The organism is uncultured Bacteroides sp. (genome assembly GCF_910586915.1).
Taxonomy (GTDB): domain Bacteria; phylum Bacteroidota; class Bacteroidia; order Bacteroidales; family Bacteroidaceae; genus Bacteroides.
Window position 1 is genome coordinate 95,820 of the sequence record NZ_CAJULN010000003.1, and the last position, 17,070, is coordinate 112,889.

The following is a 17,070-nucleotide window of genomic DNA, read 5'->3' on the forward strand; positions in this document are numbered from 1 at the left end:
TACGGTATATATGTCCTGCAACCGGTATCATATAAGGCTGCAACCACTTTATCTGGCAAAGGAAAATAGCAGACAATGATTTTGACTATCAGTCATTGATTCCCCCGCCAAACTGTGTCTGCTGTTTCTCTACCTCTTTCACTTTCAATTCGTGCAGTTCCTTGCGTAACCGTGCATTCTCTTTCTCTAATTCAGACGAAGACCACCGTCCATTTTTCCTGTCTGAAACAAAACCGGCTTTTGTCCATTCACTATCCTGATATAGCAGTGGATGTACAGCAGAGACGGTTTCAAATTCCAATGTTCCCTCAAGCGGACGGCATTCACCCGGCATCGACATGGAGGCGGTCACTTTTATTTTTCCCGTTCGCGTGGTGGACTGGATAAGTGCGGGAGCTGTCCCCCAAATGACAGGTGCGGGATTCACTCCGGTCACTTCTTCCCCCAACAGACGACCTTCACCCTCTACCGTGAAATTCAGGTAAGAGTTATTGAGCCGTTTTACATTGCCGTATTTATCCACCATTTCCGCTACCACAACCACAACGTCCGAACCGTCAGCTTGCAAAGGTACTTGTTCGTCGTCCAGCCTCAAGCGAATGTGATGCGGTTGCCCAGCCGGATAACGCTTATGCGTCGCCACCACCTTTCCGTCCATCAATCCCTCAGCCAATACATACGCCTCGTCATGTTTACGCGCCCGTGCTTTGCCTTTCCACTCCATAAAATGGAAAGCATCCTTGAAACAGATGATAGGTGAAGGCATCCCCTTCCGATTCTTGTCCTTACGGTAAGTATAAGTCTTGCCACCTTGAAACACGGTAAGCCTTACCTCATCGCAATTGGAATAAACCGTGACGTCGCGGGGTGAAAAAGGAGTCAGTTCGTGTGCGATGTAAATCATCGGACCATTATCGGCCGGCAAATCGCTACACACGGGCTCACGTTGCGACATAAACATATAATACGAAGTTTTGGGCTGGCGGAATGCATCCATCATTCCTCCATAGAAAGGGTCGGCATGATAACCTCTCTGATGGTCGAACGAGTGCCAAAAGCAAGCTCCTACAATCTGATCGGGTTTCTGACAGATAGACTCGTAGCACAGGGCGGAATAGTCAGGACAAGCGTAATGTTCCGCTTGAATCAGCATCGGTACTTCCCCCCATCCGCGTGCCACACGGCTGTCGGAGTTTTGAGCATTCCAATCGTCTACATTGTCGCCCCATTCGCGAATGAAGTATGTTTTGTCATCTTGCATTTTCGAATCTACCGGTCTGAGCAGCAATTCATAATAATGGTCGCCCGCCGCACCATAATCGCAGGCTGCCACACTATAAGGATACGGATACTCCTCTTCACAAATATCGAGCACCTTCTTGGCAAAAGCCTCCGGGTAGTGCGTTTCGTTCAAAATCGGTTCCCAAAAGAAGAGAGACGCATGGTTTCTGTGCAAACGTACCATCTGACGTACATCTTCGTAAACTCTTTCACCGAAAATGGGTTCATCACTCCAAAATTGCCATCCTGGAGTTTCCACCAAAGCAAAAAGCCCCAGTTCATCGCACGCATCCATAAAAGCCGGATCAATGACGTAGTGCGTACGGATGACTTTCATACCGGCATCACGTAGTTTCTTGGCATCTCTCCATTGCAAGGAATTGGGCAACGCATTGCCAAGCACTGCAAAATCCTGATGGCGGTTGGTTCCCATGATTTTTCCTTGATAATGCTTACCATTAATCCACAGACCACCGGTTTTCTTGAATTCAATGCTACGCACACCAACACGCTGACGATAACCATCGAGCACAGTACCGCAAGCATCCTTCACGCGAAGTTCCAGATTATAAAGATATGGATGTTCAGGCGCCCACAAATGAGGGGATTCCACATTCATTTCGGCCACTGCGTGCGCTGCCTTTCCTTTCTTCAGGGAAAGAACCTTCTGACGCTTCGCCACCACTCTGTCTTCTTTATCCTTGAGTACAAATTCCACAGTTACGCGTTTGGAGGAAGTCGACTCGTTGCGTATATGTGCCTGCAACCTGACCGTAGCCTCCGCCTCGCTCACCCGGTCGAAAGACACAAACAGCCCGCCACCGGCCACCTCATTCTCATAATTGGCATGAGTCACAAAAATCTCCCGGTGCGATACCAGCCAGCAATCACGATAGATACCGCCAAAATAGGTGAAGTCCAGCATATTCTGTGCTTTTCCTACAGGATATGTCGGGTCATCGCTATTGTCAGTCTTTACGGCAATCACGTTGTCTTCTCCAAATTTCAGATGAGTACTCACGTCTACAATGACAGGCAGGTATCCGCCATAATGTCTCCTCAGCAAGACACCGTTCAGGTACACTTCGCTCTTGCCCATAATACCTTCAAAATGAATGAAGAGTTTCTTGCCTTTCAGGCTATCGGCGGGTATGAAGTGCTTTCTGTACCAAGCCACTCCTTGATAGTTCATACATCCGCTGGCTTCTACCGGCAAATGCTCCAACCCGTGAGGCAGTGATACCACGTCCCAAGTACCGTCTTCATACACGTTGGAAGAAGGGTCGCCCAAAGGTTCACCTTTATGAAAACGCCAAGCCGGGTTTAGCGAATAGACCTGACGCCCTGTACCTGGAAGCGGATAAAACCCTGCGGTCGAGAACTCCACGCCCGCCCCAAACAGATACAGGCTTTCCAAACAAAAGAACAAACAAAATAAGAATCTTATCATAATAAAGTTGTTATAAGATTTACGTAAATAAATAGCATTCCCTATCCCCCCAAAAAAGAACATCTTAATGTGGCAGTACCGCACAAAAGTACGCAAGCCAAGCAAGTTAAAACAATTCCCCCTTGATTTCATTTTCTTCTCTTTTGAGGTTTTCTTTCTATTTGTTTTTCTCCAAATAACGGTTGATTTCCGAAGCAATCATTAAGATTTCACCCACAGCATATTCACGATTATCTTTTTTCTCTACAGGTCCCGGTTTAGAAGCAACCAGTTGTGTCCAGCCCACTTTACCTTCCGTATCTACTGCTTTCACCATCGCTTCCCAACCTTTCCTTACAACCGGAAGATATACATCGGCATTCAAAATACCTGCATTGATACCATACAATATGGCGTATGTAAATAATCCGGTGCCACTTGTCTCCGGCATCGGATAAATGGATGGGCTTAACAAATCAGTACGCCAATAGCCATCATCTCCTTGCAAAGAGGTAACCCTTTCACTCATTTCACAGAACAACTGCTCATAGAACGGACGAAACTTATTATCATTCAAAGGCAATGTTTTCAAGATTTCCACCAGTCCACCCAATACCCATCCGTTGCCCCGGCTCCAGAATATCTTCTTTCCTTCTGCATTTCTTTTGTCAAAATAACCGGCATCACGGAAGAACAGATGTTCATCCCTGTCATACAAATGTTCATAACAAGCCAGAAATTCCTTATGGGCAAATTTCAGGTACTTTTTCTCACCGGTCAAACGATACAAACGAGTATATACAGCAGGAGCCATATACAAGGCATCACACCACCACCAACGCTCACTCCGCCCTTTAGTTATGTCAATATTCCCCGATGGCGGATTGGTTATAATCCAGTCGATACGAGCCTTGACAGGCATCAGCATTTCTTTCTTTTTGTACTTCGCATACATATCTAAATAGACCTGTCCTACACAATAGTCATCCGCATTATACATTCTATTACCCAATTGCCAAGAAAACCTGGAACATATTTTCCGGAGAAAATCCATATAAGCATCCGAACCACTCGTATCTGCCCAGTCGTATAATCCGTTATAAAGGACTCCGCACCTCCATCCCTGGTTAAAGTTTACCCTACCACGCCGGGAGGCTTTCATCACCCAACGATAAACCGTATCGGCTACCATAGAGACATCCTCCTTATTCCATTCCGCACTGAAACCTTTGGCTTTCTGATTTATACGGATAGCACAATCATATCTCTTAAAATGTGGATAGTTATAGTTGTACATCCACAGGACGGAAGGTTGTCCGGCTTTATAATTCCGCGCTACATAAGGACGTACATTGTCAAGTTCGGACTGTGCCGTAATAGGTTTAGTACGCCATTTGGCATCACCACCGACAAACGTCCACTTCTCTATCTCGAACACATTATTGATAGGACGGGAGGTATAGACCACAGACGGATTTTCATGGTCCAGATAAACACCGCCCGAATAATTTTCCTCTGTTTCAAGATAATTTTTATTGTTATAATCGTTACGCATAAAGCACTGGACGGCATCCGTTATCTTATGATTTTCCCACCCTTTTCCATTCCATCGGGCATACCAGTAGGAATGAGCACCATTACCGTGCGAAAAACGGGCATAAACCAGTACGGGATTTTCCTCCTGGTCAAAAGCAACGTCCCAAATCCAAGCCTTGTCAAATGTCTTGACCGCATCATACACTTTATCAACCCGGGAAGGTGTAATACCACCCAACGTATCGGACACCACCGTTCCGTCTGCCTTGCACAATTTGCCATCTTTGTACATCATAAAATAAATGGAATTGGTAGCACGGTCGCGGGGATGGGCATCGGTAAACGCAAAGAAAATCTTATTCTTATGATTGGTTGCAATTTTGGTATAGGGACGCCCCGCATTACCGACCCCCGGGTCATTGCGTACAATATTAATGGGATTACTCCATGTCTTCAAATCATCCGTATAGACACAGGTCGGTTTGAAATCGCGGCCTCTGAAAAACAGATAGACACGGTTATCCTCACCAGACAACTGCACCGGATTACTGTAACAGATACCCAAGTTGCCTTCCATTTTCGGATGGATGGACTGCACTTCCTCCCAAGCCGAAATATCGGCCGGTCGCTTACTCACCCGGTAATACATCGGCGAATCCTTCGTACCGCCATGTGCCGAAAAGAAAAGAACCAGACGACTGTCGGACAAAGCCATGATAGAAGGATTGGCATGATCGTCATAATTCAGTCTCTCATATAGTTTATACTGCTGTCTTTCTTGTGTAGACGGGTCATAACTGAAAGCCCAGATACTTCCCTGTTTATCCACAAAACCTCCGAACATCTTGTCTCCTACATAAATGGCACGCGGGTCGGAAAACCAGCACCAAACTCCATCGTTGGTCACTACCTGATAGTCTTCCGAATAGGGAGGAACTATCGTTTCCTGGGCCGCCACCGGTCGGGAGAATCCGAGTATTGCCAAACAGGACAATACTACCAAAGTTATTTGATATTGTTTTTTATAAAGAATATACCGTATCATGCAATGTATTACGTAATTAATATAGCTCTTACTTCTGATTATGAATGTTCGTAGGCATTCGTCCGAAAGCAGACAATGGCCTATCTGTTTTTTAATGGGAAAATGGTATGCAGTCACTACTTCTACACCCACTGTTTGCATAATAGCCACCACATACCATTTCCCCCGGAGCAATTACCACAATGGGTTTTGTATCATTTGATTGCTGATTTGTACCTGACTTAAAGGTATGGGATACAAATAGTTTTTCTTCTCAAATATGCGATTCTCAATCAATACTTTCTTATAAAAAGCACTTCTGTTACCACTGGGACCAAACATATTCATACCATAAAAATCGCCCCCTTGCTTATAACCATCTTTTTCCGCGACCATCCAACGGCGTACGTCAAAGAAACGTTGTCCTTCCGTACACAATTCTACCCTTCGTTCACGGCGTACCGCTTCGCGCAATAGTTCTTTGTTACCCAAAATTTCAGGGCGGATATCTTGCAATAGAGGGATACCGGCGCGTTTACGTACTTTATCAATATACTCCAGAATTTTAGGATTAGTAGGGTCGGTTTCTGTCAATACCTCTGCATAAAGCAGATAAAAATCGGCTAAGCGGAAAATGATTGACGGGCGATATTGCACTTTAGGACTGGAACCTTGATTGTAGAGTTTGCGGCAAGTACGTTTGAACAGCAAATATCCGGTTGCCGGAAAGTTCGACGTTTTATCCGCACCATTTTTAGAGCCGTAATAGAATTCGATGACATTGTTTTTCACCTGCCACTTCTTGCCTTGATAGAATACAGTCTGATAAAAACGTGGTTCCCTATTTATCCATTCGTTATAAATGTCCTGCCCGTCAACTTTGGTAAATCCGAGCTCTTTCGGATACAAAGGAGATTCTTCAATGCTAAGTCCGTCTTTCATGAAGAAATCATCCACCAATTCTTGCATTACGGCAGCGGTCTGATTTCCTTTCTGCTCAGAGAATGGAGTACATACCCAATCATATCCCCAATCAGGCAATTTATTGAAAAATGTTTTGGACGAAGCCCAAATAATCTCTTCATTATACTTCATAAAGAGATTGTAAAGTGACTGGTTCGGATCTTCTTCTTGATAAAGTGCATATTTACCATTGGCAAAATCCAGGAAATTCTCTATGGCAGTTTGGGCTAAAGTCCATTTCTGAGGGTCTTTGTCCGGAAACAGTCTTTTTCCATCGTGGTTGGTCAGCAACAATGCTTCCTCATACCCACCGTTAAACAACGGACTGGCAGCTAAAATACGGATTTTGGCAATGACAGCTAAAGCCGCTCCTTTGGTGGGTAAAGCCAAACGATTCTCATCTGTCTCTATCTCCTTGAGCCCGCCTTCTTCATTTATCAGGCTTTTCATCTCATCACATACATAGTTCACCACTTCGTCTACACTGTTTCTGGGAAGATCCAATTCATCTTTATATGGGTCCAATATATTGTCATACAATAAAGGTATGGGACCATATAATTCAAAAAGCAGGTAATAATAGTACGCCCGGAGGAAACGTGCCTGTGCTTTTAATTCTTGCAATTCTTCGTCACCCAAGAAGTCAAGCTGCTCACCAGACTGTGGAATAGTATGACTGTAGGTTAAAAAGATATTAGCTTGTCTAATCAATTTATATAGAGTAGCCCAACGATGGAACTTTCCGTTGCCTGAATGAAATCCGCCTTGAACTTCATAACCTGCTTCTGTCATATCTCCGAAATTCAATTCATCGGACAAGGAAGTCCAGGGATTGCCCAAACCTAATTCTCCACTGACATCTTTTACCCGAATATTTGAATAGTCCGGTATGCCTGTGAAGATGTTGCGGTGCCAACGGCGAGTATATACCGGATCGTTGAAAACCTCTTCTTTGTTTAAATTACCTGCCAACTCATCAGACACATCAAGAAAGTTGCATCCTGTGAACAAAAAAAGTATACAGATGATATAGATATTTTTTATGATTAAATTCAATGCTTTCATTTCTGTCATAGTTTAAAAAGTGAATTCTACTCCTAAAGTGAATGTACGCGGTAGCGGATAAGCCATACCATCGTTCTTGTTCCCCATTTCCGGGTCCCACAGGCCAATGTGGTCCCATACAGCGATGTTGTATCCCATCAGATAAATCCGAGCTGCCTGCATACCTATTTTCATTGCGGTTGCGGTTGGCACGTTATACCCCACTTCCAGGTTCTTCAAACGCAAGAAACTGGCATTGCGCAACCACCATGTATTGGCGGAACGATTGTTGAAATTGGACGAAGAATGCAAACGTGGGAAAAGCACATTTTGATTCGGATTGTCTTCAGTCCAACGGTCTAATGACTGTACACGTGTTCCCGAAGTACGGTCTCCCCATGCAAATGGATGGAAACCCGGTCCATTGGCTTGTCCTAAAACTGTAGAGGTCTTGCCTGCACCTTGAAAAAACACACTGGCATAAAAACCTTTGTAGTCCACATTCAATCCGAAGCCATATACCAATTCCGGATTCTTTGGGTCGGCGGCATAGCGAGTCTGGTCATTGGGATTAATAATTCCATCGCCGTTCAAGTCTTTCAGCTTAATATCTCCGGGTGCGGTAGAGCCCAAAGAGGATACTGGCAAGCCTGGTTTTAATTTATAATTTTTTTTTCCATCTTCATCTGTCGTAATATCGAAATCATCGAAGGTATAAAGACCTTCAGCTATATACAGATTCCAAGAACCCAGGCGACTTCCAGTCATATTCATCCAGGGATGATTTTGCGGGACTTCATCATACTCTAATATTTTGTTACGGGCAAAAGTCAGATTACTTCGAAATGTTACTCGAACATCTCCGAATTTTTCCGTCATTATCAAACTGGCATCCACACCCTGATTACGTACTTTGCCATAATTCTCCCACGGATTAGCTCTGAAACCGGTTAATGAAGGCAAGGTTTTTCTCTGCAATAAGATGTCTGTCCTAAGATTATTGAAGTAATCCAACGTTAAGTCAATTTTATTGCCAAACAAGCCGATGTCAATACCTACGTTCCGTTTGTTTTCTATTTCCCATCCCAAAAGAGGAGCGGCAAAACGTGCTTCCACAATACCATTGCCAACTCCGTTTAATCCCCCATTTGCTCCGATACCGATATTATATCCTCCTGCATCGGTTTTCAGTGTTTCGCGATAGAGAAAACGAGCGCCTCCGGTATTGTCATTGCCGGTCCGTCCGATAGAAGCTCTCAGTTTCAATTTATTTACCACATTGGTAAAGCCTATGGGCATGAACGGTTCGTTGCTCAACAGATAGGCCACACCTACTGCCGGGAAAAAGCCGAAACGATTGCCGGAAGCGAAAGTCTCACTACCCGTATAGCCAAAACTTCCCTCTATGAAGTAGCGTTCATCGAAAGAATAAGATGCGCGTCCTACAAAGCTCTGTTTACGGGTAGCCAAAGCTTCATTATGATATTGTTGCTCTTTCTGCATATAGAGCAACATAGCATTCACTTGGTGCTTATCCGCAAACAGACGGTTGTAGTTCAATTGAGTCTCTATGTATATTTTTTTGTCGCCGCTATTGCTCTCTGCCGGGTCTGTCAAGGAGTTGTCGCCTTTTACTATTTGTTTGTAGAGCAGATGTCCCTCTTCATCGCGTCCCGTAGCATGATAAGCCGAAGTAGTTTTGCTACGTTTCATGGCATATTGCGAATAGGAGTCGAAACTCAAACGTCCCATCCATTTGAGACCTTTGGTAATAAAATCGAGTTTTTGTTCGAGTTTTACCGTAGATTGTATGCTGGTTGTCCATTTCTTCTGATAGCCGGTATGTGTCAACAGGTTATACGGATTGGTTATGTTGGAATTTGCTCCGTCGGGAGCGGCAACCGTACCGTCCGAATAGTACATCGGCGTCAAATGGGGAGCCGAATAGGATAATTTGGTAAAAATATCATTGGTGCTTGTGCCCGGCTGGTTGAGTTGAGAATATTGCCCGCTCAAATCAATGCTGAGTAAAGTGGTTTTACTCACATCAATATCAATATTGCTACGCAGGTTATAGCGGGTCAATCCTATGTTGGAGTCATACTCCTCTATGCTGTTGCCCTCGAATATACCACTTTCGTGGAAATAAGCACCAGATACAAAGTAGCGGGCTTTTCCGGAGCCACCCCGCACATTTAAAGTGATGCGCTGATTGAATGTATGGTCCTTTAGCATATCAAACCAGTCCGTATCCGGATATAGTTCAGGATCTTCTCCCGAAGCATATTTGGCTATAAGGTCGCTTTCATACATCTCGGGCAAGCCGTCATTGCGGCGTGCTTCGTTAAACAATGTCATGTGGTCTACCGCCCCCAACATTTCCGGCAGGCGTGTCGGAGTAGCCATACCGAACTCGCCACGGAAAGAAATCCTGGGCTTTTCGGCTTTACCACGTTTAGATGTTATCAGGATAACGCCGTTGGCACCTTCGGCACCATAGACTGCTGTGGCAGCAGCATCCTTCAGTACTGTGAAGGTCTCGATTTCGTCCGGCTCGATATCCTGCATATTACGGGGAGCGCCGTCCACCAATACCAACGGATTGGTTCCTCCGGCAAACGAACTGGTGCCTCGAATCCAAAACTCCGCATTATCATTGCCGGGCTCACCGTTGCGCTGAATGGCAATAAGGCCGGCAATCTGTCCGGCAAGATTATTCGTCAGATTTCGAGTCGGAGCTTTGATTTCACTGGCCGAGACTGTATTGACGGAACTGACCACCCCGCTCTTCTTCTGTTGCCCGTAGCCGACGACGACTACATCTTCCAGCATTTTGCTATCTTCTTTCAGGGTGACGGTTATCGTAGAACGCCCATTTACCTTTATCTCTTGGGCGACATACCCGACATAAGATACGCGCAGTATCGTCTCGTCGGAAGGAACCATGATGCTATATAAACCGTCTACGTCAGTCACCACTCCGGTTGTAGAACCTTTAATCATGACTGTGGCACCGATAACCGGGACTCCCACTTCGTCTTTGACAATACCTCTTACCTCTTTTCTTTTGTCGGATTGCCGGATCGTCTCTGCCGAAGCTGCTTTGGTTAGGATTATTTGTCTGTTGTTGACAGTATAGCCTATGCCATATTTCGGCAATACTTTGTCTAAAATCTGACAGACAGTCTCATTCTCAGCCTTGATAGAGACTTTTTCTTTAGGATTCAGTACTTTGTCGGAATAGAAGAATACGAATTCGCTTTCTTCTTCAATGCGGGCAAATACGGATTGGATACGGACGTTCTCCAATGAAAACGTGAAATAAGTTTGCTGTGCATAGCTCTTTTCATTGGCAAAAAGAACTGCTGATATACATACAAAGCTCAAAAAGAGCAGAAGTCTTGTTTTTTTAACACTCCTGCCTAATACTTTTCTTTTGTTTTTCATAAATTTGTAACGTTTATAAAACAACTCGGTTAATAAATGTAGGTTTTGTAAGTTCTCATCCGGATCATACTGGTACTATGGTTCGGATGTTTTTTTTCTGTGTGTATTATGTTTTCATGGTTTCAGAATTAAAGGGTTAATACTATATCTTTTCTTAGGGGATTCTCACAAAATGATATCCATCTCCTTTTTTCTCACAATGTAAGCCTGCCGCGCTACTGATTCCGGCCAGTACATCTTCCAATGGTTCGTTGATGTCCAACTTCCCGAACAACCGGATATCCTGGACTTCGGGAGCACAATAGAAAGACCGGCCATAGAAGCGATGCAATCTTTGGATAGCCATACCTACCGTTTCGCCTTCAAACAGAAGTATTCCCTCACGCCAGATGATGTATTTATCTACGTCTACCGTATGTTTGTCCTTATAGTGTCCGGAGAGCAGCAAGGTCCGTTCGTCGGGTTTCATGCGAATCACTTGTTTGGCCTTGTCGGTCACCTCTACCAGTCCCCGTTGCAATACGACCTCCGACTGCAACTCCGAATCATAGTTTCGCACATTGAAGGCTGTGCCAAGCACGCGGACATCGCAACGGGAAGTATGCACAATAAAAGGAGCTTTCTCTTCCGTGCTTTTCACGTCAATGAATATTTCTCCATCCACAAATATCTCCCGTTTCTCTTTGGAGAAGGTGACCGGATATACGACTTTACTGCCCGAGTTTACATCCAATACGGAGCCGTCCGAAAGAGTCAGACGTATATGTTTGCCCAAAGGGACCAGCAAGCGGTTATATTTCAGGGCTTCCGCATCCTCATCTGCGGCCTTCACGGCGGTGTTTGTTATTCCTTCCGCGTTTAGTTGTTCGGAGTCTATATATACCAATCCCTTATGGTCGTAAGTCAGGTTTTTCGACTCTTTATTCAATGAGATGGCAGTTCCCGATGAGGTGATTAGCTGTACACGGTCGGATACATTTGCTTCTTCCTGCTGCAAACTGACTACATAGTCCATTATTCCGGTATCGGATTCCTTTAGGACGGGAAGTAAGAACAATATTCCCGACAATATGGCTGCAACCGAACTCCAAATGCTTATCCGGCGTATCTTAGCTTGCCTGCGGCGGCGGATAATACGCTGCCACACCTCTTCTTTGGGAAGGATATGTTGCTCCTTCTCTTTCTTTTGAAGAAAGACGAGTAATTGTTCTGGTATAAAATCGTTTTGCTTATCGGTCTGCTTCATATTTTTTTTAGGGTTGTTACATAGATATAGAGTGGAAAGTACTGTTTTACTCCTCACTTTTCTTTAAAAATTTTATCAACCCGTCAAATTTTACCTTGCAGAATAGGTAGCAAGCGGTTTGGACCGGAATTTATACCGGCTTTTATGTGTCTTTCATCAAACGACGTAATTTCACGATGGCACGTCCCACCAAGTTCATACACGAGTGTGTGGAAATTCCCATAATCTCTTCCATTTCTTGCCAATTCATCTCTTTGATGAATCGCAGGTAGATGGCATGGCGCTGGTTGGAGTTGAGTTTATCGTAACTTTGGCGCAACTTGTGTATCCTGTTCATTTCTCCGTCGTCGTGGCCGAAAAGATGGAACAGTTCTTCTTCTGAAATCGATAATTCAAAATTCAACTCTTCCACTCCCGTGTTCCGTTCTTCATCGTGTAGAGCTGCGATGATATTATTGCGAAGAGACATCAGTAAATAGGAGGTGACGTTTCGAACGGGAGCGTACTTACGCAAATTATAGAGAGCTAAAAACAAATTCTGGATGCAATCTTTTACCAACTCTTCATTTGAACACAAATGTATACCATAATTATAAAGGGAGTCAAAATGCTTGCGATACAAAATGGATAATGCAGATTCATCTTTGCACGACATCATCTTCCAAAGAACTTCGTCGCTCAAAGTTTCTTCATCTTGTTTCTTATTGCCTTCCTTCAATGTTTTCATACATATGTACTGAATAATTGCCAAGATACGCTGTGCCCGACAAAGATACGACAAAAGGGCGGAATAATCAATCGAAACCGGGACAATAGTTGTTTCTGAGTTGATTATAAATTCATTAGACTGGGAATATCGTGAATACGGATGATAGCAATGAGGAGTTTAAGACATCCTGCGCGCAAAGAACGAGTGTCCACAATCGTTTCGCCTTAGGAAACGGCCGTTCCCATTGCATGATACGCTCGTTTCCATTGCTTGAAACTGTCGTTCCCATGCGGTGGAAACGCTCGTATCTTACGGTGGAAACGAGCGTTTCCTATGGAAGAAACTGTCGTTTCCACCGCAGGACACAACTCGATACACCGCACAAAATACCCCCTCTTTCCGCAAAAAGAAGGGGTGTTTTGTATAGGATATCTTAAATGGGAGGGGTATCTCAAGGACGAATCTCCTTGAAAGCCGCATTCTCTTCCTTGACAAGCTCGACGGTCTGCTTCAACTCTTCTACAGGCAGGTCGTAGCTATACCATCCGGTGTAGCAGTCTACGACATACCACTTGCCGTCGGGCAGGAGTTCGAATTCGACACGCAAGTCAATCTCCGACTCTTCGTATCCCGCTTCGAATACCTTTTGCCGAGCTTCGTCGACCGTGAATCTGGAGACGTATATACCGCCTTCTTCCTGGGAGATGCGTTCTTCTTTCATGGTCTCACTATCGAGCAACGGCCATTTTTCTTGGGTGAAAGGGAAGGTTTTCTCCGTTTCGCCGTCGTCTGAGAGCAACATAATCGGGGTTTTCAACGGGAACTTGATGCGGGCGTACTGGAACGCCGCACTGGAAGTAAATTTTTCCAGAAAGGATTTGAAATCTTCACCGTCTTGCGTAGTCAGTTCATTATCGGCTTTTGCTTTGGAACTATTACCGCAGGAGATAAACGACACACCAACGAGCAGCAGCATAGCCAGCAAGCAGCATACAAACTTTTTAGCTCTCATAGCACTATACAAATTAATAGTTTAATTGACGCTGCAAAGATAGTAACAAGTTTGGTTTTGCCATACTTTTATACATCAAATTTGGTCTTTTATTCGATGACATAGATACTACGGTTCAGTCTAAAATATTCATTATCAATATTAAGAACCAGCCTCCTTATGACTGATAAATTACCGTGGCCTGTGAAAGTGCAAACTGTGAAGATTGTGAAGGAATGAAGGGGTTTTAGACTGACCCGATACGGTCGGCTTATACCAAAATCCACATGATATAAATAGAGGCTGTCTCTATACAAAAAGACAGCCTCTACCCCTTTTACAAATCTGAGGTTATTATTGAAAACAATTCGTCAACAGATGCTTAGAGTTCTGTTCTAGGAATTGTCACAGTAATAATATTGCCCTCTGCATAGTTATTGATTGCACCCCATTGAGACTTAGCCACTACTTTCACCTTGATTTCGTAGTCTTTCACGAATACGAAGCTCTTACCGGTTTCAGTCAATGTCAATGCACCTGTTGCAGGATTAAGGTTCACATACCCTTTAGCTTCAGCAACGTTATCACCTGTCAATTCGAATGTAGGAGCCGTGAAGCCATACATTGCAAGAGGTTCAACACCTGCTGCAAAATTCTGAGTATCGCCAGTTACAGCCGCACCGTCGTTCCACATAGCTACACCGCGCAAGTCGTTCCATGCAAAGCCTTTAGCCAACTCGTAAGTTGCAGCTTTGTTTTCAATTCTATACGCAGTAGTGCCGGCTACCCAAGTACCACTGATGTTTACAATGGCAACCGTAGCATTAGCTTCCTGATATACGTTGTCACCCAATTTAACAACTGCTTTTACTGTAGGCAATGTTTCACCGGTATACGTATCTTTATCAAATGTCAATGTCGTAGTAGCGTCATCGAATGACAAACCAGCGATGTTGTCTACATTAGGAACTGTAATTTCCAGTGTAGCACCAGGGATAGCATCAATAGCAGCCTTCACGTCACCATAATTAGAGAACAATTTAGACAAATCATAAGACAATTGGATTTCCTTTGGTTGTGTACTGTTATCCAACAATGTCGGGGAGAATCCTACTTTGCCGTCTGCTATTTCACCGAACCAGAACAAATCATTTGTTGCCAATTCGATGCCTTTCGGATATACCACCTTGATGGTAGCTTTCACTTTGATTTCTCTTGTTTCGTCAGCAGAAGCAAGTTTCAATTCAATAGGATATTCACCTGCTTTAGTCTGTGCTTCTACAGTAGCTGTCAATTCGTTGTCTGTACCAGTTACAAAGTCTGCCTTCTCTGTATCTTCCACAGTAGCCACAAGAGCCTGATATTCAGCAAGAGTAATCTTCACACGAGGATCATCGTAGATTTTCTTCACATCGAACTTAGTTGCGTCAACAGTCTGAACACTATTGCTCCATTCTACTTCGATTGTACCATAGTCGATCTCAACGATTGCAGTTTTGATAGTAACAGTACCGAGGTTTGTAGATGCGCTTGGAGTATAGAATCCGGTAAGAGCGACGTTAGCCGATACCGTACCTACTTTACCAATGTATGTAGCATCATTGTATTTGCTCAATGAAACTACGCCCTCTTCTACCTTGAAGTATGTTTTGTTGGCTTCGTCAACGGCAATTGTCGTTTCGAACAGTTCTTCCGAAATACCAGGATAAGCACTCAGTTCTTTCTGCACTGGTGTTCCTGTTTTTGAATCAGCGATAAACAACGCTACACGACCGAGGTTAAAATCTACAGATTCGTCTTCCTCGTTGATGGAGAGTGTTTCATCCAACGCTACCTTGCCATCATTGAATACATATTGAACATCCATCAGGTATTCTTCGCCTGAGCTTGTAGCAAAGTAATCGGAAGTGATGTCAGTTTTGCCCAATGTAGCAACTTTGTCAGCTTTTGTAGTGACGTGCATACATACGGCATAGCTATCTGGTGTGTTTGCCTTCACTGTATATGTGATGATACCACCTTCTACTTTCGGTGCGCCTACTACTTCAAACAGAGATTCGCCGGCTCTTGTTTGCAGTTTTTGGTCTGCACTGAATTCCACATCGTAGTTTGTTGCAAAATCTGCGGCAGCAGTAGCCGGAGAAATACGGAACTTGATTTCCTGCAAACCACCTTGCAAAAGTCCTGTAAAGTCGTCTGTTTGGTTCTTCTTGGCTTTCAGTATCGTGAAATCTACCACTCCGTCGGCATAGGTCGGGACGTATGAAACACTCTGAATCATGTTCTTCATAGCACCCAATTCTTTTTCCAACTCAGTCACTTTACCAGCCAGAGCTGTTAATTGGTCTTCTACCTCTTGCACACCTGCTTGCCAAGCATCGTTAAGATCGGAGATGTTGCTTGCTAATTCAGTGCATTTGTCACGTAAATCATTTACTTCTGTAACCAATGCTGCAAAATCATCAAATCTACCATCCTCCAAAGCCAATTTGATAGCATCTTTAAATGAGTTCAAAGTAGTCAATTTATCATAGATGTCTTGGAATTTAACATCTGTAGTTTTTACATAATTATCCCAAGCGGCAATGTGATCTGTTAATTGTTTGTTGTAATCCGCTAAATCTTTGTTAATATTGGCAAGATCTGCTTCAATCGCTGCTTGTTTGATAGCAAATTGCTCGTCAGCTTCTTGAAGATCTGTAATATCTTTCTCAATATCTGTCAATTTAGCGATTTGTTTCATCAATTCTGCTATCTGAGCACCTTGTGATTTTACAGTATTGCTCAACTCAGCCAACTCAGTTTTTGTATCTGCCAAGTCTTTTGTCAGTTTTTCAATATCTTCCTTAACAGAAGCGATTTCTCCTGCATTGGCATCCACATCCTTCTTCAAGTCTTCAAGCTGTTTCTTTTTAGCATCCAAGTCTTGTTGCAAACCGGCAATTTTCTGGTTAAGTTCCTCTTTAAACGCATCCAAGTCACCTGCCATACCGTTTACTTGTGCTGTCAAGTCACCGATTTCTTTCGTCAACTGCTCAACCTTAGCAGCATCAGCTTTTCCTTTCAAGGCGTCGTTCAGTTCTTTTACCTTGTCTTGTAGCTGCTTAAGAGCGTCTTTGTCTGCTGCTTCCAATTTAGCAACAGCTTCGTCCAATTTTGCTTGTAAATCAGCGATTGCACTGGATACAGCCTTTTGCATATCCTCCTTGCTCACAGGATTGTTCGATGTGATCTTATCAATTTGCTCCTGCAAATTATTAACATCGTCATCGTAGTCTTTACAGCTAGTAACCGTAGTCCCAACTGCAAGAGACAATGCTCCGAAGAACATCACCTTAACAAACTTTTTTCTCATAACTACTTAAAAATTACATTAATAATATATTATTAAAACACTAAG

The 17,070-nt window shown here is 43.8% G+C and carries 8 protein-coding genes; all 8 read right to left on the reverse strand.

The window, feature by feature from the left end:
• Nucleotides 1-88: 88 nt before the first annotated feature.
• Nucleotides 89-2,731: a sugar-binding domain-containing protein gene (locus tag QZ331_RS02200; RefSeq protein ID WP_294627651.1), complete on the reverse strand. Its 2,643-nt coding sequence runs from the start codon at nt 2,729-2,731 to the stop codon at nt 89-91.
• 157 nt (nt 2,732-2,888) lie between these two features.
• The gene (locus QZ331_RS02205) at nt 2,889-5,291 is read right to left on the reverse strand and encodes a glycoside hydrolase family 88 protein (RefSeq protein ID WP_294627652.1); all 2,403 of its coding nucleotides are present in this window, start codon (nt 5,289-5,291) and stop codon (nt 2,889-2,891) included.
• A 174-nt stretch (nt 5,292-5,465) separates the two neighbouring features.
• On the reverse strand, nt 5,466-7,298 hold the full coding sequence (locus QZ331_RS02210) for a RagB/SusD family nutrient uptake outer membrane protein (RefSeq protein ID WP_294627654.1): 1,833 nt from the start codon (nt 7,296-7,298) through the stop codon (nt 5,466-5,468).
• A gap of 12 nt (nt 7,299-7,310) precedes the next feature.
• Complete coding sequence (locus tag QZ331_RS02215; RefSeq protein ID WP_294627656.1) at nt 7,311-10,664, reverse strand: TonB-dependent receptor; 3,354 nt, start codon at nt 10,662-10,664, stop codon at nt 7,311-7,313.
• 214 nt (nt 10,665-10,878) lie between these two features.
• The gene (locus QZ331_RS02220; RefSeq protein ID WP_294627658.1) at nt 10,879-11,970 is read right to left on the reverse strand and encodes a FecR domain-containing protein; all 1,092 of its coding nucleotides are present in this window, start codon (nt 11,968-11,970) and stop codon (nt 10,879-10,881) included.
• 142 nt (nt 11,971-12,112) lie between these two features.
• Nucleotides 12,113-12,697 carry a sigma-70 family RNA polymerase sigma factor gene (locus tag QZ331_RS02225; protein ID WP_294627660.1) on the reverse strand — a complete coding sequence of 195 codons (585 nt, stop codon included), beginning with the start codon at nt 12,695-12,697 and terminating at the stop codon, nt 12,113-12,115.
• A gap of 433 nt (nt 12,698-13,130) precedes the next feature.
• Nucleotides 13,131-13,691, reverse strand: a complete 561-nt coding sequence (locus tag QZ331_RS02230) for a DUF4348 domain-containing protein (protein WP_294627662.1) — start codon at nt 13,689-13,691, stop codon at nt 13,131-13,133.
• A gap of 361 nt (nt 13,692-14,052) precedes the next feature.
• Nucleotides 14,053-17,025, reverse strand: coding sequence for a hypothetical protein (locus QZ331_RS02235; RefSeq protein ID WP_294627664.1), 2,973 nt, complete (start codon nt 17,023-17,025; stop codon nt 14,053-14,055).
• Between the last annotated feature and the right edge of the window lie 45 nt (nt 17,026-17,070).